This is a genomic window from Desulfatitalea alkaliphila (assembly GCF_022968795.1).
Classification (GTDB): Bacteria; Desulfobacterota; Desulfobacteria; order Desulfobacterales; family Desulfosarcinaceae; genus Desulfatitalea; species Desulfatitalea alkaliphila.
This window is the reverse complement of the sequence record NZ_JALJRB010000008.1, coordinates 169,204-196,153: the sequence shown is the minus strand read 5'-3', so window position 1 is coordinate 196,153 and position 26,950 is coordinate 169,204. Positions and strand designations below refer to the sequence as shown.

Sequence of the window (26,950 nt, the reverse complement as noted above, 5' to 3'; positions counted from 1 at the left end):
CTTCCCGGTCACGGCATGCCGTGCCCCTATCGAGGGGGGTATTGCGCGATGCGTGGAAGGCTCTATCTGCGCAGGACCAAACGCTGCCCCGCGACACCCGTCTCCGTGCGAGAACAAACTTGGCCACATGCACGGCTGATAACAAAATAGTTCCGTGTTCGGCGCCACCACCCCCTGCTCGCCCACCACAGCCCCCTACAATCGACAGCATTCCTTGCATAAAACTTTAAACTTTACATTTTTAACTATCTCTGTCTCCATCTCTATCCCAAACTCAAACAACCCAACAAACGCTCTTCCAACCCAACCATTTTGCATTTCCAAGAACCGTACATAGTTTGCGTTCGTCTTTCACGAGCTCTTTCCGTTAAATAATACGCAAAGGAGGTCCACGATGAAATCGTTGTTGATATTGTTTGTTGTTTTTGCGATGGCGGCCACCGCCGGCGCCGATGGCCGATCGGTTACCTACCAGGTGGATGGTCTTGCATATGAAGGCTATTATATCAGCCCTGCGCCCGATGCACCGTTGGTGTTGCTGGTGCATGACTGGGACGGCCTGACCGATTATGAAGTCAAGCGGGCCGGGATGTTGGCGGAGCTGGGGTATGCCGTGTTCGCGGCCGACCTCTTCGGGGCCGGTGTGCGACCGACCAAAGTGGAGGATCGGCGGCAGCACACCGGTGAACTTTATCAGGATCGGGCAAAGATGCGCCGCCTGATGAACGGCGCCTTGGCTACCGCCAAGGCGCAAGGGGCCGATATTGGCAATGCGGTCGCCATGGGTTATTGCTTCGGCGGGGCGGCCGTTCTGGAATTGGCGCGCTCGGGCGCCGACTTGAAGGGCTTTGTTTCGTTCCACGGCGGATTGGGTACGCCCGAGGGGCAGGATTACAAGCAGACCAAAGGTCCGGTACTGGTGCTCCACGGCACCGCCGACACGGCCATCACCATGGCCGATTTCGCTCAGCTGGCGCGGGAGTTGGAGGAACAGGGCGTTGCCCACGAAATGATCAGCTACGGCGGTGCGCCCCATGCGTTCACAGTCTTCGGCGAGGAGCGCTACCGGGAGGATGCGGACCGCAAATCGTGGCAGCGTTTCAGCCGGTTTTTGGAGGAGACGCTGCGATAGGCATTCTTTACCCCGCCGATGCGATGCGATCGGGGAACACGGTGGAATGCCTGACGGTCCTCCACCGCGGTAGGCGAGCCGCTATGCCTCGCACCGCAGCGATGCGTCGATGCCTTCACTGTAGGGTGTCGCCTGCAGGCCGAAAGCGGACCGGATCTTCGTGCTGTCGAAGCGATAATCGAATTCGAACTGGTACATCATCTCTTCGTTTTCCCGCAGCACCAGGATGAAGACACCCATCAGTTTGAGCATCCAGCGGGGCGCCACCTGCAACGTTGACCGGGGCGGGCGCGTGCCCGCATTCACCTTCCGGCGCGCCGGAGGGGTCTATACGGTGTGGTCCAGAGGCGCGAACCGGCGTGCAAAGTCTTCGAAATCGGTCGGCGTGAGCAAAGCGCCAAGACGTTCGCCATGGCGGCTGCGCCGGCGATAGATCTCCAGGCACGCCTGGATGATCGCCAGCACCGTTTCGGCGTCGTAGATGCCGGGCAACTCCCGCGCCAACCGGGGGTGCCGACCCAGTTTGCCGCCCAGTTGCACGCGGTAGCCTTTGGCGCCTTCGGCCAGGGTGCCCGTGGGGCAGGCCTGCACGCACTGTCCGCAGGCGCAGCAACGCGCCGGATCGATCAGCGGTCGCGGGCCGTCCGTATCGACGCGCACCGCATCCTCTTGACATGATTGGACGCAGGCCTCGCATCCCGAACATTCCGCTGCGGTGATTTGGGGCAGGCAGGCAGCGATGATGCCGATGTCCTTGATCTGGGGCTGGGAGCAGGCATTGGGGCAATCGGCCAGGGCCACACGGATCTCGTGGTGAAATTTGAGGTCCGGGCCCACCCGTCGGCGCAGCAGGGACAGCAGGTCGGCCTTCTCCAAAAGGGTTTCCAGCCGTCCGGCCAAATGGTCACCGGCATCGATGCGATTGGGGCAGCCGGAAGGGCCGAAACAGGTTTCGAGCCGGTAGCCTTTGACCTCGGCGGCCATGCCGCTGAGATAGCGCTGCTGGGTGGCCTTGACCTCCGCCAGGGTGATCTGCGGGACCCCGGCCTTGCGGGCCTCCTTCTCCAAACGCGCCCTGACGCGCTTGCGTACGAAGAAGGGGACTTTCTGGATGGCTTCCTCCGCCTCCGGGCTCCATTGCATGTTGGCGATGTCCTCTCAATTCAAACGGTTGGTCCATGTGTTATGGATGGCTCACCGTTTTGGAAAACAGGTTGAGGACGACAACGCCGGCCACGATCAACGCAAGGCCGACGATGCCCGCAATGTCCAGGGCCTGCCCCATGAAGACCCAGGCGATCAGCGCGATCAAGGCGACACCCGCGCCGGCCCAGATGGCATAGGCCACCCCCACGGGAATGGTTTTCAGGGTGAGGGACAGGAAGTAAAAGGCCGAGGCATAGCCCACCACGACGATTAGCGACGGCCACAAACGCGTGAAACCCGCGGCCGCTTTCAGTGCCGATGTGCCGATGACCTCCGAGAGGATGGCCATCGCAAGAAAAACCCACTGCTGCATTTGGTTGCTCCCGTAATGGATGCGTCCGTTGATACCGACCCATTCTTCGGTACCTGACGCCATATACACAATGCCGCCGGCTATTGGCAAGGGGGCGGCACCGGTCGGTGCATGCCATTGCCGGCCGGCAGGGGCCCACGGTATCCATCGCCTTGCCGCAAGGCTCACCGGCCGGTTAAAAAATAGGAAGCCACGTAGACGGTCACGGAGATGATGACATAGGCGTTTTCCACGAATTTTTTCTTGCGGGGGTCTTCGCGGGCGTCGGTCAGATCCAGGGTCGCATTGCGGAGCAAAAAGGTGTACAGGACGAAATAGAAAAACGGGATGACGTGCCGCTCCATCGGATAGTCGGCAACGTTCTTGCCGAACACCGCCAGGAGCCAATCGATCTGGACCCAGATGCCGAACAGCCCCAATGCGGAATTGATGAACATCCACTTGACTTCGTCCCGGCCGAAAATGACGATGTAGAAGATGGTGTACACAAAAATGGCGATGCCGCCGTGCATGTAGAGGAATGAAAGATCCGGTCCCTTGTCGGCATAGGCCATGTAGAATCCGGAGGCACCGAAGGCGAGCATGTGGACCATGAAGAATGGGTAGATGAAATACCACGGCACGGTGTCGCCCTTGGCATATTGCTTACCCCCGATCCGTATGTCGGCATGAAGTTTCATTGTGTGCTCTTCCCGTGTCAAGGCACGCTAGTAGGCCAATCAGCGCTTGTAGCCGCATCTGCCGGCAGGCGCGGGCGGTGCCCCGGTTCAGGTACCGTTCGGTTTGTCGCCCTGGATGCGTACCCGGTACTGTTGTCCGCCGAATTCGATTACGTCGCCGGCATGGATCTTCTTGTTTTTGCGGGTCTCCACCGCTCCATTGACTGCGACCAGGCCGGCGGCAATGACGTGCTTTGCCTCGCCGCCGCTGCCCACAAGGTTTTCGAACTTCAGGAGTTGATGCAGGGCCAGCGGCGCTGCCGTTATCTCAATCTCTTTCATGGTGTTGTCGTCCACCTATTTTTTCCTCCTGCATCCAGGTTCCCTGCTCCAGTGCCGCCTTGTGGGTGCGCCAGGAGGGCAGAAAAAGGTCCATGAGCCCTTTGAAGTGGGCATTGTGGTAGCGTTCGTGAAGGTGGACCAGTTCGTGCACCAGCACATATTCCAGGCACGCTGTCGGTGTTTTGGCCAGCTCCAGACTCAGCCAGATGCGCCGCGCCGCGATGTTGCAGCTGCCCCAGCGGGTGCGCATCCGTTTCAGCCGAACCTCCGCGGCCCGCACCCCCACGATGGGTTGCCACCTGGCCAGCAGGGCCGGCAGTTGCTCCTGAAGCCGGCTGCGATACCATTTTTCGATCACCGCCGCGCTTCGGGTCTCCCCGGTTTCCGGCGGAACCCGCAGGACCATGGTGTCGTGCACCAGTTGCAGGGAGGCCGGGCCGCGCTGCGCGAAAATCTCCAGCCGATAGGGATGTCCCTGGAAGTAGTGGGTCTCTCCGCTGACCAATTCGCGCGGCGATTGACGCGCCCGGCGCCGCAGTCGCTCCTGGTGGTGCCGGATCCAGTCCAACCGGTCGATGATGGCTTGCCGGATCGCCTTTTCGTCCAGCCGCAGGGGGGCCGATACGCGCACACGCCCGTCGGGCGGGCAGACGCCCAGGCGGAGGTGTTTGATCGGCTTGCGCCGGAGCTCCACCGTGATGCCGCCAATGTGCAGCCGCTGCGCATCAATCCGCATGGGGCTGTCCGCCGGCACCCGGATCGTCGCATCCGACCGCCTTGGCCAGGATTCGGGCCGTCTTGGCCTCCAGCTCGTCGATTTCGATGGGTTTGACGCAATAGGCATCGGCGCCGAGCTGCAGGCACTGTTCGGCGGTTTCCAGGGTCGGATAGCCCGTCAGCATCATCACGCGGATGCCGGCATTGATCTTCTTCAGCTCCCGGAGCACCTCCACGCCGCTCATTTTTTTGAGCTTCATATCCAGGATGGCCAAGTGTGGCGGGGATTTTCGCGCGTGCTCGAAGGCGGGCGCCTCGTCGCTGAAAATATGCACCCGGTGCCCCTGGCGGCCCAGGATGCGTCGAATCATCACCCCCACGTCGGCCACGTCGTCCAGTACCATGATTTCCGCCATAAGCGTTGCATCTCCTTGTCGCAAAAACCCCGCATCACGCCTTCCCGCTGTCGCACCGCGCTGCGCCTCACGCCTTGCCTGGGATTTCGATGCACTCGTCGTCGGGCAGCACCTTGCCTTCCAAGGGCAGCTCCACGAAAAGTACCGTGCCGGGGCCGGGTTCGCCCTCGCAGGGCGGATAGTTGTCCATATAATCGGCGGGCACGGGGCTCAGGGCACTGATGCGGCCACCGTGGTCCTTGATGATGCCGAAGGTCACCGACAGGCCGAGGCCCGTGCCCTGGTCCACGCTCTTGGTGGTGAAGAAGGGTTCGAAGATCTTGTCCAGATGCTGATCGTCGATCCCGCCGCCTGTGTCCGTTATCGAGACCACCAGACGCCGGCGGTGGGCGCAAAGCTTGGTCTTGACCAGGATGCACCCGTCCGTGCCGATGGCGTCCGCGGCATTGTTGAGCAGGTTGATCCAGACCTGCTTGAGCCGCTCCTTGTCGCCGGAGACCGGCGGTATCTGGTCGTCCAGGCGATGGGTGATCGTGATACGGTTCTGCTGGAAAATTTGCGCCACCAGGTCCGTCACCTCCCGGATGGAGGCATTGATGTCGATCCGCGATTCACTCTTTTCCGCGCTGCGGGAGAAACTGAGCAGGTCGGCGACGATTTTGCGGCAGGTCTGGGCTTGCTTTTCAATGATGGCCAGATCCTGACCCACGGGGTTGTCGGCCGGGATCTCCTTGCGCAGCAGTTGTGCATAGCCCAGGATGATGCTCAAGGGGGTGTTGATCTCGTGGGCCACCCCGCCGGCCAATCGCCCCAGATCCTCCATCTTTTGCGATTGGATCAGCTTTTCCTGGTACTGCTTGACCACCGTGATGTCCCTGGCCGTCGACAACAGGCCGATGATGCGGTCTTGTTCGATCACCGGCACCTTGACCACGTGGTGCCATTTCCTGCCCTCGCCGCCCATGGTCATCAGCTCTTTGGACAACGGCTGCCGGGTCAGCAGGATTTGCTTGTCCTCATGGAAGTTGCGGTCGGCCTGTTCCGCGCCGAGGATATCGTAATCGGTGCGGCCGACGATCTCTTGCTCCTGAAGGCCGATATGCCTGCAAAACGCCTTGTTCACGGCCAGGTAGGCCAGCTTTTCGTCCTGCAGGGCCACCAGGTCCGGGGTGACGTCGAGGATAGTCTTCAGAAGCTGTTTCTGCCGCGCCAGGTTCTTGCGGGAATCATTGAGTTCGTCGATGTGGTTTTTCAAAGACCAGGCCATGAAATCGAAGGATTCGGCCAGGCTCTGGATTTCGTCCCCCACGTTCTGCTGGTAGACCGGGCAGTTCAGGCAACGCGCCACTTTCTCCGGAAAACCGCCTGTGTCGCACTCCGGGCAAATGGTGCCGGTAATGAACCAGCAGCGGCGCTGTCGATCCCCGTAGGCCGGGCAATGCGCCTCCCGGCAATCTCTGAGCTCCCAGCAGTTGCGGCCGAGTGCGTCACTGGCCTGGACCCCGAGCTCGCCCTTGATCACCGCTTCGGTCGAGGTGCGCAGGGCATTGATGCGCTTGGTTACGGTGCGCGCGAAAAAGCTGCCGCCGATGAGCGCAAGCAGGGTGGCCGCCGCGGTCACGCCGGTGACCAGCCGAAGCAATCGCGCGTTGGAGGCCATGATGGTGCTGTCGGACAAGGCCACGCGGACGGTGCCCAGGCGCACATTGTCGAGCACCACCGGCGCGGCGAAATCATAGATGCGCTCCGTCCCCGTATCCAGCAGTTGGAGCGCGTAGGGCTGATGGTCGGCGACCGGGTTGACCAGGCGCAGTGCCGCGGGGAATCCTTCCCGGAAGCTGTGGGCCAGCACCTGGCCGTGACGGTCCAGAATAAAGGCATAGGCGATGTCGCCCTGGTCCCGGATTTGGTCGATTTCCGTCACCAACACCGTCAGGCGCAAGAAATTCTGGGACAGAATGGACTCCACCGAACGGGCCGAAAGATTCATCACCAAAGTTTGCCCGCGCTTGAAGGTTTCGTTGAGCACGGTGCGGGAAAGAACGGCATGGCCCAAGATTCCCAGGAGTAGACCGAAGCAGATGATGATCAGGGCCAAGCCCAGGTTGATTTTGCTCCGAAAGGAAAGCTGGGATAGAAATTGAAACATCGCTTTCATGAAGAGATCACCTGCGCGTTCCCGTTACCTAATGCAAACCGGCCCGGCGTATCAAGTCGCGTACGGCGTCGAAATCTTCGGGTTTGGCCGCGATGATCCCGCGCAGGGCCGCCTTTTCAAGGATTTCCCGGTGTGCCGGATTTTCATAATCCAAAGCGAACATGGCCGCTCTGACGGCATCGACCACCTCCTTGGCCAGGCCCGGACGGGCGGCGTAATTCCAGCCGGGATAGCGCGGCGTGCGCGCCAGGATGCGGATCTGGGCAAGGTCGATCCTGTCCGCCAGCAACTCGAGGGCTCCCTCCCGGACCGTACCCACATCGTAACGCCCGGCATAGATCCCGAGAATCACGCTCTCCTGCTTGCCGCCGGGGCCGGGCGCGAAGACGATCTGGGAAAAGTCCTCGGGCCGGAGACCGTGATCCAGAAAGGTCCCCAGCCCGAAAAGATAGCCCCCCGCCGAAAAACGGTCAACGGCAATCCATCGCTTGCCGCGGCAGTCCGCGATGGTCTGGATGTCCGGATTGTCCCTGCGCGTGATGATCAACCCGCCGAAGGCCGCCTCGCCGGTCACCTCGATGATTTTGGCGAACACCCGGGCACCGGATTGCTCGGCCGTCATACTGTAGACAAAAGGGTTGGCGTAGGAGATGTCGATCTTACCCTGGTCAAGCATGAGCATGTGTTCATGAAAGGTCTCCGGAAACACCTGCTGGATGTTCAGCCCGGTCGCCTCTGAAAGGTAGCGGACCAGCCGCTGGTGGCGCTCGAAAGAGACCGTGTGGGAAAACTGCGGCAGGTAGGCGTAGGTGATCACCGGTTGATGCGATCCGGGGCTCACCTTTTCCCGCTCGGACAGATCCACCTTCAACGGCGCCGGCTGATCGCCGCAGCCCGCTATCGGCAGCAATACAAAACAACATAACAGCAATAGGATATGTCGCCAGTGCATAGTTCGTAATTCCATTGGCCATGACTTTCCCATCCGCCATGACAATAGTCAAAAGGGAAAGAGGTCGGTTGCCCTGGAAAGCCACAATTTCTCATTCCCTAATAGGGATGCAGCCCATTGGTAGCGTCCCGGAACCCCTAAGGGCTGGGCGTTGGGCTTAGGAGGGCCCCTCCGTTTGCGCACCTTAATTGTTAGTGACATTCATAAAGCATATGTTCGCATAATGCAAAAATTATTGAGAATGGGGCCGCACTTGCTCCAATCGATTTTGGCGAACGCTACCGAGCGCGGATAGTTCGCTCAGGTTAGAATATAGTGCCGATATCGTAATTTATCTGTAAAATTGCGGTATGGGCGGAGCAGGCCAACTCCGAAGGGGGTCGTGTCAGGGGGGGGGCGGTGATCGGCAAGTTGTCTGCTTATTGATCGGGCAACCTTTATTGAGACCATAGAAGCATACCCGGTTCTTCCGCTCTTGCTATTTTTATTGGTGGTCACCGGTTGGTCGACCACTGTGCAGGTGAAAAATTATGCAGTGTTGTTTTTCTTTAAGATGGCAGCGCAGGCCGCATCGATTTGCTCCTGTTTTTTGAGCTTGTATCGGAATCCATTTGCTGTTTGAGCTTGGCCCAGTCGGGAAGTCGTGGTATTCTATATAACTGAATCACACTGCACACTATTGAAGTCGATCCTGCCTTGAAGCGCCGCTGGTAAAAGCGCTCGACTCTATTCTATCCAACTGCCTATCTTGTGGCTATTGATCCTGATCTTGAACCAACGAGTATGATCCTGTGAAGGTCGCCTTGTCAATCAGGTGAGCGAAGATTTGTTGAATCGGAATTGAATCGATTTCGATCCAGATTTCGATTCCGTTGCTGGTTTTCCCCGCCTCTTAGCTTACTTGGACTTTGTGCATGACCACCTCGAGCAATGCACTGATGCAGACCCATTACCAACAAGGAGGAGCGAATGTTCAATGCAACGATGCTCAGTATTGCCCAGAAAATCAACACCTACGAGGATTGGCGCATCTCGCGGGAGCAATCTTTGGCGCTGATGCCCGACGATGTGGAGGAGGCGATGGACCTGTTGGGTTTCGCCAACAAGATCCGGCAGCGGTATAGGTTGCGGCGGGTGAACAAGTGCGAGAGCGTCGCTGTGGCAAGGGATATGTCTTTGGAGGGTTGTGGCGCAGGTTGTACTTCGTTGCAAGGAAAGGTCGGTGGTAGTGCCGACTTGCGGTGTGCGGATGAGTTGATTCAGGCGGGTGCGGCGGTGGCGGCGAGCGGGGGCACCCACTTCGCCATGGTGGTCAGCGGCGGCCTTTCGTCCGCGGCCGGGGTCGAAACGATCTGTCGTGCAGCGCGGGCGTTGCGTCGGCGAACCAAATTGGTGCTTTGTGTTTCAGCGGAGCGATTGGGTGAGGATACGGCCCGCCGATTGAAGGCGGCGGGGATCGACCGGTATCATTTACAGCGCCACGCGGCAACCCAATGTGACAGCGCGAACGGTGCGGTGCGGGGTAACGGCGATGGCCTGGTGGACTTAGAAGTTGCGCGGGCCGCTGGACTGGAACTGTGTTGCGCCGGTCTGTTGGGTGCGGGAGACACTTGGGCGCAGCGGGTGGACTTGGCCCTTGCCTTGCGCGCGTTGGATCCCGCCGCGATAACGATCCGATTTGGTGCACCGTCCGATGGTGCGCAACTCGGGCAGCAGGCGGCAATATCGCCGATGGCGGCGTTGGCCTGCATCGGCCTGTTCCGTTTCGTTTATCCGCAGGGGGATATCGTTGTTGCCGACGGGTGGGAGCGGATTCTGGGCGATTTTCGTTCCTGGGTCTTTTTCGCGGGCGCCAACGGATGGTGGGTGGCGCCGGAGCGCATGACCAGTGCCGAGCAGATGGTTTTGGATGCGGCGCTGATCGCTGAACTCGGGCTGATCAACGGCCGGACGGCCGCAGCGCGCATGGACGAATCCGCATTGCCCCGGCGCCATCTTGCACCTTGAATATTTGAACCGTATCGCCTATAGTCCGCCCCGAACCGTTCATCGGTCGACACTTCGATGCAGAAAGGATGAAGGAATTGTTTAAAATCGTACCCAAGCAGATGTTTTTTACCAAAGGGGTGGGGCATCACCGCAACAAACTGCAGAGCTTTGAGTTGGCATTGCGGGATGCGGGCATCGAAAAGTGCAACCTGGTTACCATTTCGAGTATCTTTCCGCCGGATTGCAAGATCATTTCAAAGGCCGAGGGGCTCAAGCTGCTGGCGCCGGGCCAGATTCTGTTCGTCGTTCTGGCGCGGGAAAGCACCAACGAGCCGAGTCGCCTGGTGACGGCCGCCGTGGGATTGGCCCAGCCCAAGGACAAGAACCAATACGGTTACATCTCGGAGCATCATGGATTCGGCCAGAATGCACGCCAGTCCGGGGATTTTGCCGAGGATTTGGCGGCCACCATGCTGGCGTCGACCCTGGGCATCGAGTTGGACCCGGACAAGGCCTGGGACGAGCGCAAGCAGCATTACGTGGCCGGCAAGGATCGGCTCTTCGTCAGCCGCAGCGTGGCCAAGGCGGCCCACGGACACAAAGACGGGCTCTGGACCACGGTGCTGGCATGCGCCGTGATGGTGGTCGATTAGCCCGCCGACCAAAAAGGATGTTATGAAGTCGTTATTCAGCAACGCCCCTGACATCGTGCCCGAGCGGCTGGTCAAGGGGATGGGCGTTTCCGACCTTTTGGAACTGATGGGCCGGACCTGTTTCGAGGCGCGCAACGTGCATCGCGCGGCCCGGCTCTTTGCCCGCATGACCGATGAGGGCGATACCATCTGGCTGGGCATCGCCGGGGCGGGTATCGCCGGCGGCATGGGGGGCATGGTGATCTCCTTGCTGGAGGCCGGCGTGGTGGATGTGATCTGTTCCACCGGCGCCCAAGTTTACCACGATCTGCACTTTGCCTTCGGCCTGCCGGTCAAGGCGATCCAGCCCCATCATGACGACAACGAGCTGCGGCGCCACGGCGACACCCGGATTTACGATATCGGCATTCGGGAGGAGGAGACCCTGGAGGCCCAGGACGCCATCATTCGGCGTTTCGTCGAGGAGGAGCACGCGGCGCTGGGCAAACACGAACTGGCCAGTTGGGAGTTCAACCGCCTGCTGGGCCTTTGGGCCGCGCGCAACGCGCCCCATCCGGAACGCAGCTTCACCATCGCGGCGGCCCGTCTGGGCGTGCCCCTGTTCTGGGACTCCTTGTCCAATCACTCCATTGCCATGAACCTGGTGCGCACCGACCGGATGGGATTTCCGGTGCGGCTTTCGGCCCAGAAGGACATTCTGCACTCGTCGGCCATCGCCTTCACTTCGGAACAGACCGGTTTCGTGGAGTTGGGCGGCGGTGGGCCGAAGAACTTCATCCAGCAGACCGGGCCCACCATCAGCCAGATCCTGGGGGTCGATTTCGAAGGCGCCGACCGCGGCATTCAGATCGGCACCGCCGTGGAGCGGGAGGGCAGTCTTTCCAGTTGCACCTTCGGCGAGGCGGTTACCTGGGGCAAGTATCAGCATGCCGGGGAGACCAACCTGGTGCAGGTGTGGGGGGAGTACAGCATCATTTTTCCGCTGCTGGCGGCTTATGTGATGGATCGCTGCGCGCCCCGTGCGCCCAAGGATATCTGCAGCCGCATGGCCGAGCGGGTTCAGCAACTGGAGACGGCGGCGTGAAAGCCCACGGCACCCCATTTCTGGCGCCGCCGGACGGGTACGACGATCCGGCCGTTGCACGGGTGGTGGTGGTGCCCTTCGGTTACGAGGGCAACGTCTCCTACGGTCTGGGCACGGCCGACGGCCCGCAGGCGGTGCTGGAGGCTTCCCAGCAGGTGGAGTTCTACGACGACTGGATCGACGCCGAACCCTACCGCATCGGCATCGCCACCCTCGCCACGCCGCCCATCCCCGGTGATGCCCCGGCCATGATCGATCTGCTGGCCGATATCACCGACCAACTTTTGGCCCAAGGGCGCTTTCCGGTGGTGGTGGGCGGCGACCACTCCATCAGCAGCGGCTTCGCGCGCAGCGTGGCCAAACACCATCCCCGCTTCGGGGTCATCCAGCTCGACGCCCACGCCGATCTGCGCGACCGCTACGAAGACAACCCCTTGAGCCATGCCAGCGTGATGGCCCGCATTCGGGAGCTGACGCCCCACACGCTGCAGATCGGCATCCGCAGCATGGCGGTGGAGGAGGCGCAACAGGTCAAGCAAGAGAACCTGGCCATGTGCACCATGCGCCAATGGCGCCGGGGCGCCTTCGATCTTCAGGCCGCCCTCGATGCCCTGCCCGAAAAGCTGTTCATTACGGTGGATGTGGATGCCTTCGATTGGAGCGTCATCGCCAGTACCGGCACCCCTGAACCGGGCGGCCTGCTGTGGGACGAGACCCTGGAGTTGCTGCAGGCCGTCTTTGCCGCCAAGGATGTGGTGGGATGCGACGTGGTGGAGCTGTCCCACCGACCCACCGATCCCAATTCCCCTTTTGCCGTGGCCAAGCTGATCTACAAAATGATCGGCTTCAAATTCGCCGACCGGCTGACGACCGGGGCGTGACGGTTATTCATTTCCCGAAACGTTTTCCGCTTTCCCATTCAATGATGCCTGATCGCGACTGTGCAGATACAGGCGCAGCAGGCGAAGGGTGTCGTAGTCGATCGATCCATTGAGGGCTTCGTGCACCGGCCGCAGGGCCTGGCCGCCCAGCCGCTCGAAGGCCGCCAGGGCCTCGGCGCGGGCGGATGGGTCCAATTCGATTTCCTTCCGCAACCCTTCGGCATTCAAAGCGTGGCCTGCCTGCCCGTAACGTTCCAGGTGGGCAACGATGGTGGTGTGCTTGATATTGTGGACCGCCGAAAGTTCGGCGATGGTGGCGCCGGCGTTGAACGCCTCGCCCATGGTCACGAAGCGCCGTTTTTCGCCCGTTGCGGTGCGGGTGGGGTCGGCGGCTGCCACCGCGGCGGTCTGCGGGCGGGGCACCTCGGCAATGCCCCTTTCACTGCAGTAATCGCGAATTGCGGCCAGAAAGCGCTCGCCGTACTGTTGCGCCTTGACTTGCCCCACACCGTTGATTTGCAGCAGTGCCGCGGCGGATTGGGGATACCAGGCGGCCATCTCCATCAATGTTTTGTCGGAAAAGATGACGAAGGGAGGTACGCCCGCGGCGTCGGCCAGTTCCTTGCGCACGGCGCGCAAGCGGTCGAACAGGTCGGTGTCATGGGGCGGCGGTGCAGGGCCGGCTTTGGTCGTTGCCGCCGCCTTTGGTGCCGTTGCGGCAGCGGCCGGAGCGGCGGCGATCGCGGCCTCGGGGACACTGCCTTGAAAAGTGCATTCACCCCGAAACAGGGCCCATGACTTGGGCGTCAGCCGCAGGGCGCCGTGGTCCATGTCCTGGACGATGAAACCCTGGTGCAGCAGCTGGCGTGCCAGGTGGCGCCACTGGATGGCGCTGTATTCCGCGCCGATACCGTAGGTGGAGAGCCGGTCGTGGCCCCGCTGCAACACCTTTTTGGCCTTGGAGCCCCGCAGCACATCGATCACATGGGCCACGCCGAAGCTTTCGCCGGTGCGTTTCACGCAGGAGAGCAGTTTCTGGGCGGGCACGGTCAAATCGACGGCGGGCCGTTTCTCCGTGGTGCAGTTGTCGCACATGCCGCAGGATGCTTGCGCGTAGGTTTCACCGAAGTACTCCAGCAGCACGATCCGGCGGCAGGCCTCGGTCTCCACATACCGCAGCAGCGTGGTCAGCAGCAGGTTGGCCGTGCGCCGCCGGTGGTCGGCCATTTGATCGATCATGTAGCGGATTTTGTAAATATCGCCGTAGGAGTAAAGCAGCAGGCAATCGGCGGGGGCGCCGTCGCGTCCGGCGCGGCCGATCTCCTGGTAGTAGCTCTCGATGTTCTTGGGCAGGTCGTGGTGCACCACGAAGCGAATATTGCTTTTGTCGATGCCCATGCCGAAGGCCACGGTGGCCACCATCACTTGCACATCGTCCCGCGAGAAGCGCTCCTGGTGTTTGTGGCGGACGTCATCGGGCAGCCCGGCGTGGTAGGGCAGGGCGGCGATGCCGTCGGCGGCCAGCCGTTCGCTGAGCAGGTCCACCTGGCGGCGGGTGGCGCAGTAGACGATCCCGGGCCGCCCCTCGTGGCGTCGGATCATGGTTAGGGTTTGGCGATAAGGGTGCGCCTTGGGGCTGACCTGCAGGAAGAGATTGGGACGGTCGAAACCGGCGATGAATTGGCACTCTTCGCCAAAGCCCAGGCAGGCGCGGATGTCCCGGCGCACCTGCTCCGTGGCGGTGGCGGTCAAGGCCATGCATACCGCCCGGGGCCAGCGGGCGCGCACTTCGGCCAGGCGGCGGTATTCGGGCCGGAAATCGTGGCCCCACTCGGAGATGCAGTGGGCCTCGTCGACGGCCAGGCAGCGCACCGTGGCTTGGTCCAGGAATTCGAGCAGGCCCGGTTTGAGCAAAGTTTCCGGCGCCACATAGAGCAATTTGACCTCGCCGGCGCGGATGCGCGCCATGTGGCGGCGGTAGGTGTCGCTGTCCAGGGTGCTGTTGAGCACCACCGCGGCCACGCCGTTCTGGCGCAGCTGCTGCATCTGGTCGTTCATCAGCGAAATCAGGGGCGACACCACCACCGTGAGGCCCTCCAACAGCAGGGCCGGCACCTGGTAGCAGATCGATTTGCCACCGCCGGTGGGCATGACGCACAAGGCGTCCCGTCCGGCCAGCACGTGATCGATGACCTCCGCCTGAATGGAGATGAAATCGGGAAAGCCGAAGGTTGTTTGCAGCGCGGCTCGGGCCTTGTTGCGCATTTCCGTCATAAAAAGGTTCGAATCTGTTGGTTGGGGAGGATCGGGGTGATGGCCTGGGCATTATGGTTATCAATGATCGGGCGGGTTGTAAAGTCCACCGGGAATGGCGGCACGGCCGGTGCCCATCGGCGACAACCAGTTATTCCAGCCGCACCTTGAACATCTTGGGCCACAATTTGCCGGTCAGGTAAAAGACCGCTTCCCGGGGATCCCAGGCGATGCCGTTGAGCACCGCGTCGGCGGGCAGGGCGTCCCGTTCCCGCGGCGCAAGCAACCGGCTGCCGTCGATCACGGCGCTGACCTGTCCGCTCTGTTTGTCGATCTGTACGATGTGGTCGCTGAGAAACACATTGGCGTAGATATGGCTGCCGACGCAAGCCAGTTCGTTGAGGTGGGTCACGGGGCGCCCCCCCCGGGTGACCGGCAGGGCGCCGACCACGGCGAAGGTGTCGGGGGCGTGCAGCATCAGGCGGCTCCCCCCGTCACTGCGATAGAGATGGCGGCCGTCATAGCAGAGGCCCCATCCTTCGCCTTCGTAGCTGAACCGGCCCAAAGGCGCGAAGGTGGTCGAATCGTACACCAGGGCTGTCTTTTCCCCCCAGGTCAACTGGATGAGCCGGTCGTCCACCCGGGCCAGCCCTTCACCGAAGAAACGGTCTTCGAGGCGCACGCGCTGCAGCACCTTGCCGGTGGCCGGGTCCACACGGCGCAGTTCGGAGCGGCCGTAGCGGCCGGTGCTCTCGTATAGGTGGCCGGCATGGTAGAGCAGGCCCTGGGTGTAGGCGGTCGGATCGTGGGGCAGAACGGCGATGATTTCGGGTGTCAGGAACGGAACGGAGTCGGCTTCTGCGGGGTGCAGTGTCCGGCAGGCAGGCAGTAGGATAAACAGCCCGCAAAGGGTGCCCAACAGGATAAGGGACCGGCCGGGGCGGACCGATCGCTGCCGGCGGCCTGTCAATCGCATGGGACCACCGTCAACTCCCGTGGCGAGAGGGTTAGGATCTCCACCCCGTCGGGAGTGAGATACACGGTGTCTTCCAGTTTGAGGGTCGGACCGTCGGGCGCCATGAGGTGCATTTCGATGGCCAGCACCATGTGGTCGGCCAGCAGGGCCTTGCCGTTGGCGGCCAGCAGGGGCGGCTCGTTGACCTCCAGGCCGACGCCGTGGCCGATGAAATGGGCCGGCGGTTGGGTGTCGAAGGCCAGAAAAGCGTCGGACAGGCCAAGGTGGTCGGCGCGGTTTTTGGCGATGGCATAGGCCTCTCCGGCGGTCATGCCGGGCTTCAGACGATCGATCAGGTGATCGGCCACCTCGCGCAAGAGGGCGAAACGGTCGAGGGCGCCTTCCGGAGCCCGGCCCACGGCGTAGGTGCGGCTCTGGTCGGCGTGGTAGCCTTCGATGCAGGTGGGGATGTCCACCATGAGCAGATCGCCGTGGGCGATGATGCGGCGCGACGGTCCGGCGGGCACCGCGCTGCTCAAGCCGGTGCCGGTGATGGTGTAAATGTTGCCGCTGGTGCGCCGCAAATTGGGGCCGGAAGCCAAGGGGCCGCGGCTCATGACGAAGTCGGGCATGCGCATGAAAAAGACCCCTTCGTGACCGGCGATGCGCTGGGCGTGTTCGATCTCGGCGGCCAGCTCCAGTTCGCTGATGCCCGGCCGCAGGCGTTCCAGGATGCGCAGGTGGCCGGCATTCACGGCGGCGCAGGCCTTGCGTACACTTTCGATCTCCTGGGGCGCTTTGACGGAGCGCTGATCGAGGATGGCATCCGAGATGTCCACCAGGGGGCGGTGGTCCAGGGCCTGCTGAAAATGGCGGTAGTGGTTCACGGTCAGCAGATCCAGTTCGGTGCCGACCGGTTGCCGGCGCTCCTGATCGGCAAACATGCGCTGGGCCACGGTGGCCAGGCGGCTTTCAGCGACCATGCGATCCTGCGGCAGCTTGCAATCGGCCTGGGCAAAAGCATACCCGCGGCGCACGAAGAGCATGTAATCCGTCGGCCGCACCACCAAATAGGCGGGCTGGGCGGTGCCGGTGTAGTAGAGAATGTCCCGTGAGTAGAAAATCAGGGCGCCGGCCAAACCGCGTTCCTGAATGGTTTTCTGGAGCCGGGCGATACGGGCGATGTGGGGCATGACGGCCTGCCTTCATTTGCATGGCGCTGCGGCGGTTGGCGATGTTTCCTGAATGGCGTTCAATCGACATGACTACGATACCGATGCCGGCGGCAAATGTCCAGTGCGGTGTCATTTGAATCGAACGGGGCGGTGAACCTCGGGCAAGGGCACGGCATGCCGTGCCCCTACGGGGGGGTGCCCGGTGCGGTCGAGGTGCCCGATAAGGAGGGGATGCCCGACTGATTTGTGTTCGGAGCATCCAACCGCGTTGTCCGATGGATTGTATCAGCGGATGCCAAACATGCATCCATCCGGGAATGATTGTGACCCCTGCAGCCGATCCGAAAGATAACGCTGCATTTCGTGGTGTAGGGGCACGGCATGCCGTGCCCGACGGGGTACCCGATACGGGTGGATGCCTGGTACGGGTGGGATGCCCGACCGTTTTGTCTCCGGCACACCTGCTCGTCCATCCCAACCCCCCTATAATCGACAGCATTCCTTAACTTAAAACTTAACACTTAAAACTTAAAACTGTTTTTTCAAATACTTACGATAAGCATTGCCTTGCTTCGATCAACAAATTCAGCCGCGGCTTCCGGACTAACAGCTGGCGCATTGTAGATGAAGTTCCAGTGCAATCGGCCGTCGAAGGTGTTGATGGCCGCGCCCATGCGGCCGACGAAGGAGAGGGGGGCAACGAAGGACATGGCCCGGATGCGGTAGTTGGGGCGTATGGGGTGGATGGCCGGTTGACCGATGTTGGTGACCGTCAGGGCCGACGGTCGGATGCGGCGGGCGTGGCCGACCAGGGCGCGGGCGGCGTTGGGCCCGGTGGGGCGCAAGGGTCGGGTCCATCCGCCCCAGCGTGCCTGGGTGGGCAGGTACCACCAATGAAAGCCCGTGTTGATGTTGTTTTGCAGGGCGGTTTGGATTTGACGGGCCAGTTCCCAGAAGGGCGTGTCGCGGCGGACCCGGTGACAGGCCTCCACCATGGAGATGTTCAGACCGGCGATTTTTGCGGCCAGGGGGGGGGACGTGCGCCGGCGCAGGTCCACCAGGGAAAGCAGCCAGGTGTGCAGTTTTGCACGGTCGGGCCATAGGGACAGCAGGGCGTGCGACTGGGCGGCGCACAGGGCCGCCTGGACGGTGCAGCCGTGCCGCTGCGCCTGGTGGATCAAGCGCCGGGTCTGATCCGTCGTCAGGGTGTTGAGGATGAACCGGTTGCGTCCTGCTTCGGGCGGTTGCCGGGTAGTGATGGGGAGGTGGGTTGGTGGTCGGATCAGACGTTGCAGGTTTTGCATGCCTGCATGGGCGGCGGCGCGGGCCATGGCATGCAGGCCGCGATGGGTCGAGGGGATATGGTGCTCCAGGGGCCCGTCGTCGGCCATCGGCGTTGTGTCGGGATTCTGACCGGTTTGCAGGCGGTCCAGGGTTTCAAATAGATGGCCGAAAAGAGTGGCGGCGCTGATGCCGTCGGCGATGGCGTGATGGAAGGTGAGCAGCAGGGTTTGGTCTTCGGGGCCGGCTTGCACCAGCCGGGCGCGTATCAGGGGTCCGGCGGCCGTATTGAAAGGATGGCGTTGTTCGGCTTCGAGGTGCGGGACGAGCCCCTTGGCCGGAGAAGATGCGGCAACGACCGTCAGGGGGATTGGCCGCGCGGTGGCAACGAACCAGAGCGCGCCGGTGCCTTTGGCCTCGATGGCCGCCCGCAGCAGGGGGTGGCGGCTTTGAAGGGCGGCCAGGGCGGCGGACACCAGATCCGTTGTCAGTCGCCCCTGGAGCCGGGCCCACATGCTGAAATGGATGGTTGCGGCCTGGTCCAGCATCACAAACAGCTGTTCCATGGGGCCCAGGGGCCGCAGGGGTGGTGAATCGGCCAACGGGTCGTCTACCCTTTTTTGCTGAGCACGGCCACGGTGTCGGCGATCTCCTGCGCGGTCACCGATTGCCGCAGCGCTTCCATGCGGGCCATGACTTCGGCGAAACGTATGCCCTCGGCGGCGCTGATCCATTCCAGTTGCAACCGTTCGGGGCGGATGCTCCGCTTTTCCATCTTCTTGCGCACCTTTTCGATGCGCTTGACGGTCCAGTGGTTGGCATCGATGTAGTGGCAGTCGCCGATGTGGCAACCGCTGACCAGGATCACCGGCGCGCCGTTGCGGAAACCTTGCCAGATGAAGTCTTCGTCCACCCGGCCCGAGCACATGGTGCGGATCAGGCGCACGTTGGGCGGGTATTGCAGCCGGGATACGCCGGCGTAATCGGCACCCGCATAGGAGCACCAGTTACAGGCGAAGGCAAGAATTTTGGTGGCCGGTTCGCGCTCCAGCAGGGCATCGATCTGGCCGCCGATCTGCGGGTCGGTGAAGTGGTGCATGGTGATGGCGCCGAAGGGGCACTCCGCGGCACAGGTGCCGCAGCCGCTGCAGGCCGCCGTGGCGACCTGGGCCGGAGTCTTCTGCTTGGTGTCCACGGTGATGGCGTTGTACGGACACACTTCGGCGCACTTGCCGCAGGACTTGCACAGGTCGGGATCGATTTCCGAGGTGATGGCCTCGCCGCTGATCCGGTCGGCCTGCATCAGGCGGATGGCGCGCACCGCGGCGGCCGAGGCCTGAGTGACGCTTTCGCGGATGTCCTTGGGCCCTTCGGCGCAACCGGCGTAGAAGATACCGCGGGTGGCCGCATCCACCGGTTGCAGTTTGGGATGGGCTTCCAGGAAGAAGCCGTCGCTGGACAGCTGCAGCCCCAGCATTTCCTGCAACTTTTGGGTGCCGGCGGGCGGTTCGATGCCCGTGGCCAGCACCAGCATGTCCAGCTCGTACTGTTCCAGGGTGCCGCCGGCGGTGTTCTCCACGGCAACCCGCAAGCGGCCGTCGGGCAGCTCTTCCACGTTGCCCGGCAGGCCGCGCACATAATGCACCCCCAGACGGCGGCTGCGGGTGTAGAGCGCTTCGAACCCTTTGCCGAAGGCGCGGATGTCGATGTAGAACACCTTGACGGCCATGTCCGGGTAGTGCTCCTTGAGCACCAAGGTGCTTTTCACGGTGTTCATGCAGCAGATGTTGGAGCAGTAGGACTTGCCGCGTTTGGCGGAACGGGAGCCGACACACTGGATGAAACCCACCGAGCGCGGGGTGCGGCGATCGGTGGGGCGCATCAGCCGGCCCTGGGTGGGGCCGCCGGCATTGACCAACCGCTCGAACTCCAGGCTGGTGAGCACGTTCTGGTAACGGGTGTAGCCGTATTCATCCAGGGGGCGCGGGTCGTGGGGCGTGAGGCCCGTGGCCACCACGATGGTGCCCACCCGCAGGTCCAGGGTCTGGTCGGACATGTGAAAGTCGATGCACTTCTTCTCGCACGCTTCCAAGCACTTGCTGCACACCACGGGGTTGTTGCCCAGACACTCCTGGGGATTGAGCACATAGGCCGAGGGCACGGCCTGGGGAAAGGGGGAGTAAATCGCGCGGCGCGAGGAAAGGCCGATGTTGAATTCGTCGGGGCGCACCACGGGGCAAACTTTGGCGCACTCGCCGCAGGCCGTGCAGGCCGCTTCGTCCACGTAGCGGGCCTTCTTGACGACCTTGACCTCGAAGTTGCCCACATGGCCCTTGATGTCCGTCACTTCGCTCAAGGTGTGAATCGTGATCCGGGGATGCCGACCGGCATCCGTCATCTTCGGACCGAGGATTCAGATGGAACAGTCCATGGTGGGGAAGGTTTTGTCCAACTGGGCCATGACGCCACCGATGGAGGGCGCCTTTTCCACCATCACCACCTCATAGCCGTTGTCGGCCATGTCCAGGGCCGCCTGAATGCCGGCCACGCCGCCGCCGAGCACCATGGCCCGCTGGGTCATGGGCATGCTGGGGGCTTCCAGGGGCGCCAGTCGCCGTGCCCGGGCCACGGCCATGCACATCAGGTCGTGGGCCTTGGCGGTGGCCGCCGCCGGCGTCTGCATGTGCACCCAACTGCACTGCTCGCGCAGATTGGCCATTTCCAAAAGGAAAGGATTGAGACCGGCCGCCGTCAGCATCTGGCGAAAAGTGGGCTCGTGCAGGCGGGGTGAACAAGAACCCACCACCACGCGGTTGAGTCCGAGGTTGGCGATGTCATCGCGGATCTCCCGTTGGCCCGGCTCGCTGCAGGCGTAGCCGATGCCTTTGGCCACCACCACATCGGGCAACTCGGCCATGGCGGCGGCCACACCGTCGCAGTCCACGGTTTGGGCGATGTTCAAACCGCAATGGCAGACGTAAACGCCGATTTTCGGAGTGCTTTCGGATTGGATTGCCATGGTTGAAGCAGATTTGGTCATGAAACGTCCTGTGCGTTGAAGTTTAAGGATTGCAGTCCGGGCTTCAAATTGTCGCCCTTCAAGCCTTGAACCGACTTTCTTATTCCCAATGGATGGTCTTCGCAATCAAGCTGGTCAGATCCACCAGTTCCATTTTCAACTGCTTCGCGCGCACCACATCTTCCATGGCGCAGCGCAGGTGGATTTGGCACTTGGGACAGGCGGTGATCATGGTGGTGCTGCCGCTGCGGCGTGCTTTTTCCAGCCGCTGCACCTGCATGGCCTTGCTGTCGGCGTCGCACCCGATCCAGGCGCTGTTTCCGCAACAGATGCTGGGTGCTTCGGCGTCCACCAGGCCGCCGGGCGTGTTGCCGTAAAGCGGCGCGAGCAGTTTGCGGGGCAGCGCCGCTTGGCCGCTGAAACGGCTCTGACGGCAGGCGTCCTGGAAGGTGGCGCAGCCTTCCAACGGTTTGAAGGCCACCGCGCCCTTGTCGATCTCCCGTTCCAGAAAGGCGTGCATGTGGGTGATCTTCAGCGGCAGCGTCACACCGTGACGGGCGTATTCGACTTCCAGGGTGTGGCAGCATTCGGGGCAGGCGGTGATCAGCTCTTCGGCGCCGCTGGCGGCAATGGCTTCCGCGTTAAGGCGGGCCAGGCGCAGAAAGTTGTCGCGGTCGCCGGACCAGAGCAGGTCGTGGCCGCAACAGCGTTCGTTTTCCAGAAGGGCCGGTTCCACATCGAAGAAATTGAGCAGGCGCAGGCTGTCCTCTAGGATGTGGTGGGTGCGCACGCCGAGGAATTTGTTGAAGAAGATGTCGAAGTACGGTGCGCACCCGCCGAAGAAAAGCACCGGGCCGCGGGAGCGGGTGCGGATGGTGTCGGGCAACTGCCGCCAGCGCTGGGGTGCCAGGGTCGGCGAAGTCATGGCGCGCATCATGCTCTGAAAGAAACCGCCGTGGGCCGGGGCGGCGGCCACTTCCCGGTCGTGGTAGTAGATGCGCATGGACTTGATGAACTCGGGGAAGTTGACCGCCGAGGGACACCGCTCGTAGCAAATGCCGCAGGTCAGGCAGCTGTTGACGGCGTTGCGCACCGCGGCTGCGTCGGCACGGCCGGCGATGATCTCGGCGGCCATGAAGCGCGGCGAGTAGGATTTGCCGGCCAGGGCAAGGGAGCAGGCCGAGGTGCATTTGCCGCAATCCTGACAGGCGAATACATCGTGGGCGGCCACGATGGCTTCGGGTGTCGTCGGCAGGTCGCCTGCCGCCGTATCCTCGGCGATCGGCCGTGTCCGGCGCGTGATTGGGCTTTGGCCCATTTGCCGGATACGATCGGCGAAGGATTGCAGGAAGGTCAGCAGGGCCTCGGGTTCATCGGGCAGAAAAGTGGCCAGTTCCAGCCGTTCGCCGCCCAGACCGATCAAGGCCATGATGCGGCGGGTGTCGGCGGTGTTCTCTTCCGCGGCCGATGTGCCGGTGCCGTAGCGGCAGGTGCCCGAGCGGCAACCGAGCAGCAAGACGCCGTCGGCGCCCATTTCAAATGGCTTGAAGAGCAAGGCTTTGCTGATGCGGCCGCTGCACGGAATGCGGATCATCTTGATTTCGGACGGAATGTCGGCGCTGCGGTCCTGCAGGGCCTGATAGGCCGCATGGGGGCCCCAGTTGCACAAAAAAAGGACGATCTTCAACGGTTCGGGCATGATTCAACTCCTGCTGTCGGCCAGCAACAGCTCCTCGACCATCTGTTCGAGGCAGGCCTGGTCACGGTAGGGGCTGTCCGCTGCGTTGGACGGGCAGACCGAGATGCAGTTGCCGCATCCCTTGCAAAGGGCATCGTCCACCGTGGCGGTCCAGCTGCCGTTGGGGCGTGGTTTGAGGCTGACGGCTTGATAGACACAGGCGGCGAGGCAACGGCCGCAGCCGCGACACAGAGATTCGTTCACCACCACGGAGAAGCCGCGGTTCTGACGCGGTCCCCTGGGCATGGCCGCCGCCGCCAGCACGGCCACGGCCTCACCCTTGGTGCGCTTGGAAATTTGGATGTTGGGCGGGTCGGCCAGGAAGAGTCCGGAGATGGAGGTGGTGCCCGGGTACATGAACGGCATGCCCGGCAGGTCGGCCTTTTGCGCGCCGGCCAGCACCTTCATTTCCGGCAGCAGTGCGTGCTGGCGGTAGATGGCGATGCGCCGTGATTTTTCGCCCAGCACCACGCCGCCCACCGAGAAGATGCGCTGTTCGCCTTCGCATTGGGTGTGCACCTGGAAATTGCCCAGGGTGCCGCTGACGGCCTGCACGGTGGAGCCTTCGAAGGCGTGCACATTGGGGTGTTGGGCCGCTTGGGTCAAGGGGCGTCCGGTACCGCCGAACTGGAGCACATCGAAACCCGCCTCGGCCAAGGTGCGGGCGGTGGTCAGGGCCGCTTCGGTGTGCCCGATGACGGCCGTGGTGAAATTGTAGGCCCGGGCCGGTGCCGGAAAGGGCAGCAACTTGCGGGCCCGGCCGATACTGCGCTTGATCAACCCCTCGAAGGCGGCCATGGCGGCCGGCGCATCCTTGGCGGTCATACGCAGCGCCTCGCCCCTCAGGTTGCAGGTTTGCACCATGGAGCGGCTGATGCCGGTGCCGTCGAACAGGCCGCGCTTGAGGCGGCTGCGCTGATCGGTGCAGGCGCTGCAGACGAAGTTGAGCGGGCAGCAGACGCAGGCGGCCACCACCAGCCGGGTCAGCCCCTTGTCTCGCACCGCATCGGTGATCCGTTGAATGCCTTCGGGAATACAGGCCGAAGTCAACACTTCGGCGTGAACGATGTCGGGTTGGCTGTTGAGGTCCGCCATGAAGGCATCCATCTCGGGCAGCCAGCCCATGGCATCGTTGCAGCGGCAGGCGAACACCCCCATGCGGACTTCCCTTTGCAGGCCCGGGTCGGGCGGCACGAAGGCCAACCCTTGTCCCTTCATGCGCATGCCGTTGCGCTGCAACAGCATCATGGCATGGGCCGCGGCGGCAAAACCGCGCAGCATCATGGCGTGCACATCGTTCTTGGCACTGGGTGGTCCATAGGCGCGCAGGACGTCTTCGCCTTTGATGCCCGGCGCCATGGCGGGATCGGCGATGATCAACACCCCGGCGTTTTCGGTGAAGGAGCTGGGCTGTTGATCATGGCGGATGGCGTTGTTGGCCTCGCAGGCCGGCAGGCAGGCCAGACATTCGGCGCACACGCCGCACTGCAGGCAACGGCCGGCTTCGGCCATGGCCTGGTCCGGGCTGAGGCCCAGGGCCACTTCCGCGAAATTTTGCCGCCGCTTTTCCGGAGGCAGCGTCGGCATGGCCGCGCGCTGCCGGACAGGCAGGTCGGCGGGAACGGGATCGAAATCCCGATCGGCGGGGCGCACCGCATCCCGGGCAGGGGCACCGGCATGGGGCGACGATCCGTTCAGGTCGGCGGTCACGGTCGCCGCAATTTTGCGGCCGTCGGCCATGGCATGCACAACGGAGGTGGCGCCGGTGGCGGCATCGCCGGCGGCGTAGATGCCTTCCAGGGAAGTGCGTCCGCGGCTGTCCACCGTAACCAATCCACGTCCGTCGACGGCCAAGTCGTCCCGGTTTCGCAGTCGGCCGTAAGCTCCGGCCTGGCCGATGGCCACGAAGGCGTGGTCGAAGGCCAGCGGGACTTCCACGCGCTCTGCGACGATCACCGGCCAGGCGATGCCTTGGGCATCCAGGGGCCCCGATCGCGTGGCACGGGTGCGCACCGATTGCAATCGTCCCCCGGCGCCGTCGAAACCCACCACTTGGCACCGGTCCCGGATGGTGATGCCCTCTTGCAGGGCGGCTTCCACTTCGTCCACATCGGCCGGAATTTCATCCCTGCCGAACCAGGAGAGCAGGGTGACGTCGGCACCGGCCCGATGCAGCACCCGGGCGAGGTCGAAGGCCGCGTTGCCGTCGCCGATGACCGCCACGCGCCCTCGGGGCGGTGTTGCATCGCCGCGGTAATAGCCATTGAGAAAGGCCAGGCACCCCTGGACCCCGTCCAGCGTTTCACCCGGCACCCCCAGGGAGCGATCGGCCCAGGAACCGGTGGCCAGAATCACCGCCCGATGGCTTTGGCGCAGGGTGATGAGTTCTTCGGGGAGGGATACGGCACGGCCGCTGATCAGGGCCACTCGGTCGTGGTCGAGCACCTCGGCGACTTCCGTTGCCAGAATGTCGCGCGGCAGGCGGTGGGGGCCGACACCGTAGCGCAGCAGGCCGCCGGGGTGTTGCTCCTTCTCGTAAATGGTGACGGCGAATCCGCGGCGCACCAGGTCGGCGGCGGCCGCCAGGCCGGACGGGCCGCAGCCCACCACCGCAATACTGTCGGGCAAGGGCGCCGCCGGTGTGGCTGTGCGTGTTGGTGTCGATTCACAGGCCTGCAAATCGGCGCATTGGTCGGTGATGAAGCGTTTGATATCCCGAATCGCCAGGGGGCCGTCCTGTCCGGCCCGGCGGCAGGCCGCCTCGCAGGGGTGGGTGCAGATCCGGCCGCAAATGGCGGGCAACACGTTCTCATTGCGAATCAATGCCAGGGCCTCATCGAAACGACCGGCACGCACCAGGGCCATGTAGCCTTGTACATTGACGCCCAGCGGGCAGTCGGCCTGGCACAACGGTTGGTTGCGCTTGTCGATGGCGGCGCGGCCCGGGAGGGCCATGCGGCCGGTGAACTGGATGGGGGGGTGGTCGGTCCCTTCCAGCGGGCAGGCGGCCACGCATTGACCGCAGAGGGTGCAGCGCTCGCTGTCGACATAGGTGGCGGGCAAGGTCAGCTGCACACGGAAGCCTTGTTGGCTGTGTTTGATTGCGCCGATGGTGGCCGGAAGGGCGCAGTTGAGGTTGCGGTTGCGCAGTATGCGGATCAGACCGGGACGGTGGGCGAAATTGAATGGGGTGCCCGATGGCAGGCGGTAGGCTTCGGCGCCCAGCTTGCGATCCAGATCCGCCTCGCCGTCCACCAGGGTGACGGGCACGCCCAGCTCCCCCAGTTTGTTGGCGGCCGCCACGCCCGCCGGCCCGGCGCCGATGATCAAAACACTGTGCAGCCTGTTTTTGGTTTGCGTCATGCCACGACTCCTATCCGGCCGGCCGCCTTGTTGCGGCGTCCTTTGAGGGTGGCCAGGGCATAGTCCCAGCCCCGCTCGAACGCCTTGAGGTTCTTCTCCTCGGTGCCCTTGGGCACCGAGGACAATACGGTTGCGCGCACCGCATCCAGGGAAACGGCTTCGGTGATGGCGGCCAGAAAACCGATCATGATGATGTTGGCCATCATTTTATTGCCCAACTCCTCGGCGAAGCGCGTGCAGGGAATGGCGAAATGGTCTTGACCGCCGACCGGTTTGACCAGGTCCTGTTCCAGAATCAAGGTGCCGTCCGGTTTGAGCAGGGCACGATATTTGTCGTAGCCCGATTGGGACATGCAGACCAGAATGTCGGGGTGCTTGATGTATGGAAAGTAAATCGGGCCGTCGGCGATGGTGACCTGGGCACTGCACGCCCCGCCGCGGGATTCGGGGCCGTAGGACTGAACGAAGGTGCTCTCCAGCGCATCGCCGATGGCCGCCGCCTGGCCCACGATGCGCCCGGCCAGCACGACGCCCTGCCCGCCGAATCCGGTGATCATCAACTGTTTGACCATAACGTTCCCCCCTGAAAACCGCTTCCGGCCGGCCGGCATGGCCGTAAGAAACGCAAGTATTGAATTCAATGACACCGCCCCAAGGGTTCAGC

General features: G+C 62.9%; 23 protein-coding genes. 5 read left to right on the top strand and 18 right to left on the bottom strand.

All coding sequences use genetic code 11. From position 1 onward, the window contains the following. Positions 1 to 394: 394 nt before the first annotated feature. The gene (locus tag MRX98_RS09730; protein ID WP_246906462.1) at positions 395 to 1,132 is read left to right on the top strand and encodes a dienelactone hydrolase family protein; all 738 of its coding nucleotides are present in this window, start codon (positions 395 to 397) and stop codon (positions 1,130 to 1,132) included. Positions 1,133 to 1,213: 81 nt separating this feature from the next. Here MRX98_RS09730 and MRX98_RS09725 read toward each other — a convergent pair whose 3' ends face one another. The 9 genes from MRX98_RS09725 to MRX98_RS09685 all read right to left on the bottom strand — a co-directional run bounded on the left by MRX98_RS09725 (position 1,214) and on the right by MRX98_RS09685 (position 7,895). Further along, the gene (locus MRX98_RS09725; protein WP_246906460.1) at positions 1,214 to 1,384 is read right to left on the bottom strand and encodes a hypothetical protein; all 171 of its coding nucleotides are present in this window, start codon (positions 1,382 to 1,384) and stop codon (positions 1,214 to 1,216) included. Positions 1,385 to 1,459: 75 nt separating this feature from the next. After that, positions 1,460 to 2,275, bottom strand: coding sequence for a 4Fe-4S binding protein (locus MRX98_RS09720; protein ID WP_246906452.1), 816 nt, complete (start codon positions 2,273 to 2,275; stop codon positions 1,460 to 1,462). A gap of 40 nt (positions 2,276 to 2,315) precedes the next feature. After that, positions 2,316 to 2,651 carry a DMT family transporter gene (locus MRX98_RS09715; protein ID WP_246906487.1) on the bottom strand — a complete coding sequence of 112 codons (336 nt, stop codon included), beginning with the start codon at positions 2,649 to 2,651 and terminating at the stop codon, positions 2,316 to 2,318. A gap of 164 nt (positions 2,652 to 2,815) precedes the next feature. After that, positions 2,816 to 3,331 (bottom strand): hypothetical protein, encoded by a 516-nt coding sequence (locus MRX98_RS09710; RefSeq protein ID WP_246906450.1) that lies wholly within the window; start codon positions 3,329 to 3,331, stop codon positions 2,816 to 2,818. 87 nt (positions 3,332 to 3,418) lie between these two features. Then, positions 3,419 to 3,667: an RNA-binding S4 domain-containing protein gene (locus tag MRX98_RS09705; protein ID WP_246906441.1), complete on the bottom strand. Its 249-nt coding sequence runs from the start codon at positions 3,665 to 3,667 to the stop codon at positions 3,419 to 3,421. Further along, entirely contained in the window at positions 3,639 to 4,388 is a 750-nt protein-coding gene (locus MRX98_RS09700) for a M48 family metallopeptidase (protein ID WP_246906439.1), read from the bottom strand. Before MRX98_RS09700 ends, MRX98_RS09705 begins: the two co-directional genes overlap by 29 nt. Further along, positions 4,378 to 4,785, bottom strand: a complete 408-nt coding sequence (locus MRX98_RS09695; protein WP_246906437.1) for a response regulator — start codon at positions 4,783 to 4,785, stop codon at positions 4,378 to 4,380. The genes MRX98_RS09700 and MRX98_RS09695 overlap by 11 nt, the downstream gene beginning before the upstream one ends. A 67-nt stretch (positions 4,786 to 4,852) precedes the next feature. After that, positions 4,853 to 6,943 carry an ATP-binding protein gene (locus MRX98_RS09690; RefSeq protein ID WP_246906434.1) on the bottom strand — a complete coding sequence of 697 codons (2,091 nt, stop codon included), beginning with the start codon at positions 6,941 to 6,943 and terminating at the stop codon, positions 4,853 to 4,855. A gap of 28 nt (positions 6,944 to 6,971) precedes the next feature. Further along, a complete protein-coding gene (locus MRX98_RS09685) occupies positions 6,972 to 7,895 on the bottom strand; it encodes a phosphate/phosphite/phosphonate ABC transporter substrate-binding protein (protein ID WP_246906432.1) in 924 nt (307 codons plus the stop codon). 969 nt (positions 7,896 to 8,864) lie between these two features. Between MRX98_RS09685 and MRX98_RS09680 the strand changes: the two genes are divergently transcribed. From MRX98_RS09680 to speB, 4 genes are all read left to right on the top strand, one after another. Then, complete coding sequence (locus tag MRX98_RS09680) at positions 8,865 to 9,902, top strand: biotin synthase BioB (protein WP_246906430.1); 1,038 nt, start codon at positions 8,865 to 8,867, stop codon at positions 9,900 to 9,902. A gap of 77 nt (positions 9,903 to 9,979) precedes the next feature. Beyond that, positions 9,980 to 10,537: a pyruvoyl-dependent arginine decarboxylase gene (locus tag MRX98_RS09675; protein WP_246906428.1), complete on the top strand. Its 558-nt coding sequence runs from the start codon at positions 9,980 to 9,982 to the stop codon at positions 10,535 to 10,537. Positions 10,538 to 10,559: 22 nt separating this feature from the next. Then, positions 10,560 to 11,621, top strand: coding sequence for a deoxyhypusine synthase family protein (locus MRX98_RS09670; protein WP_246906426.1), 1,062 nt, complete (start codon positions 10,560 to 10,562; stop codon positions 11,619 to 11,621). Next, positions 11,618 to 12,502, top strand: coding sequence for an agmatinase (gene speB / locus MRX98_RS09665; RefSeq protein ID WP_246906425.1), 885 nt, complete (start codon positions 11,618 to 11,620; stop codon positions 12,500 to 12,502). The genes MRX98_RS09670 and speB overlap by 4 nt, the downstream gene beginning before the upstream one ends. 3 nt (positions 12,503 to 12,505) lie before the next feature. Here speB and recQ read toward each other — a convergent pair whose 3' ends face one another. The 9 genes from recQ to MRX98_RS09625 all read right to left on the bottom strand — a co-directional run bounded on the left by recQ (position 12,506) and on the right by MRX98_RS09625 (position 26,858). Further along, a complete protein-coding gene (recQ, locus tag MRX98_RS09660) occupies positions 12,506 to 14,776 on the bottom strand; it encodes a DNA helicase RecQ (protein WP_246906423.1) in 2,271 nt (756 codons plus the stop codon). Positions 14,777 to 14,906: 130 nt separating this feature from the next. Next, positions 14,907 to 15,731 (bottom strand): glutaminyl-peptide cyclotransferase, encoded by an 825-nt coding sequence (locus tag MRX98_RS09655; protein ID WP_246906421.1) that lies wholly within the window; start codon positions 15,729 to 15,731, stop codon positions 14,907 to 14,909. Continuing rightward, positions 15,722 to 16,903, bottom strand: a complete 1,182-nt coding sequence (locus MRX98_RS09650) for a M24 family metallopeptidase (RefSeq protein ID WP_246906419.1) — start codon at positions 16,901 to 16,903, stop codon at positions 15,722 to 15,724. Before MRX98_RS09650 ends, MRX98_RS09655 begins: the two co-directional genes overlap by 10 nt. A 524-nt stretch (positions 16,904 to 17,427) precedes the next feature. Then, positions 17,428 to 18,768, bottom strand: a complete 1,341-nt coding sequence (locus tag MRX98_RS09645; RefSeq protein ID WP_246906417.1) for a condensation domain-containing protein — start codon at positions 18,766 to 18,768, stop codon at positions 17,428 to 17,430. Between the two features lie 8 nt (positions 18,769 to 18,776). Next, complete coding sequence (locus MRX98_RS09640) at positions 18,777 to 20,564, bottom strand: hydrogenase iron-sulfur subunit (protein ID WP_484840286.1); 1,788 nt, start codon at positions 20,562 to 20,564, stop codon at positions 18,777 to 18,779. Positions 20,565 to 20,579: 15 nt separating this feature from the next. Continuing rightward, positions 20,580 to 21,206 carry an FAD-dependent oxidoreductase gene (locus MRX98_RS22335; RefSeq protein ID WP_484840285.1) on the bottom strand — a complete coding sequence of 209 codons (627 nt, stop codon included), beginning with the start codon at positions 21,204 to 21,206 and terminating at the stop codon, positions 20,580 to 20,582. A gap of 79 nt (positions 21,207 to 21,285) precedes the next feature. Beyond that, the gene (locus tag MRX98_RS09635; RefSeq protein ID WP_246906415.1) at positions 21,286 to 22,884 is read right to left on the bottom strand and encodes a hydrogenase iron-sulfur subunit; all 1,599 of its coding nucleotides are present in this window, start codon (positions 22,882 to 22,884) and stop codon (positions 21,286 to 21,288) included. A gap of 3 nt (positions 22,885 to 22,887) precedes the next feature. After that, a complete protein-coding gene (locus MRX98_RS09630) occupies positions 22,888 to 26,286 on the bottom strand; it encodes an FAD-dependent oxidoreductase (protein WP_246906413.1) in 3,399 nt (1,132 codons plus the stop codon). Further along, positions 26,283 to 26,858: a 2-oxoacid:acceptor oxidoreductase family protein gene (locus MRX98_RS09625; protein WP_246906411.1), complete on the bottom strand. Its 576-nt coding sequence runs from the start codon at positions 26,856 to 26,858 to the stop codon at positions 26,283 to 26,285. Before MRX98_RS09625 ends, MRX98_RS09630 begins: the two co-directional genes overlap by 4 nt. Positions 26,859 to 26,950: the final 92 nt, after the last annotated feature.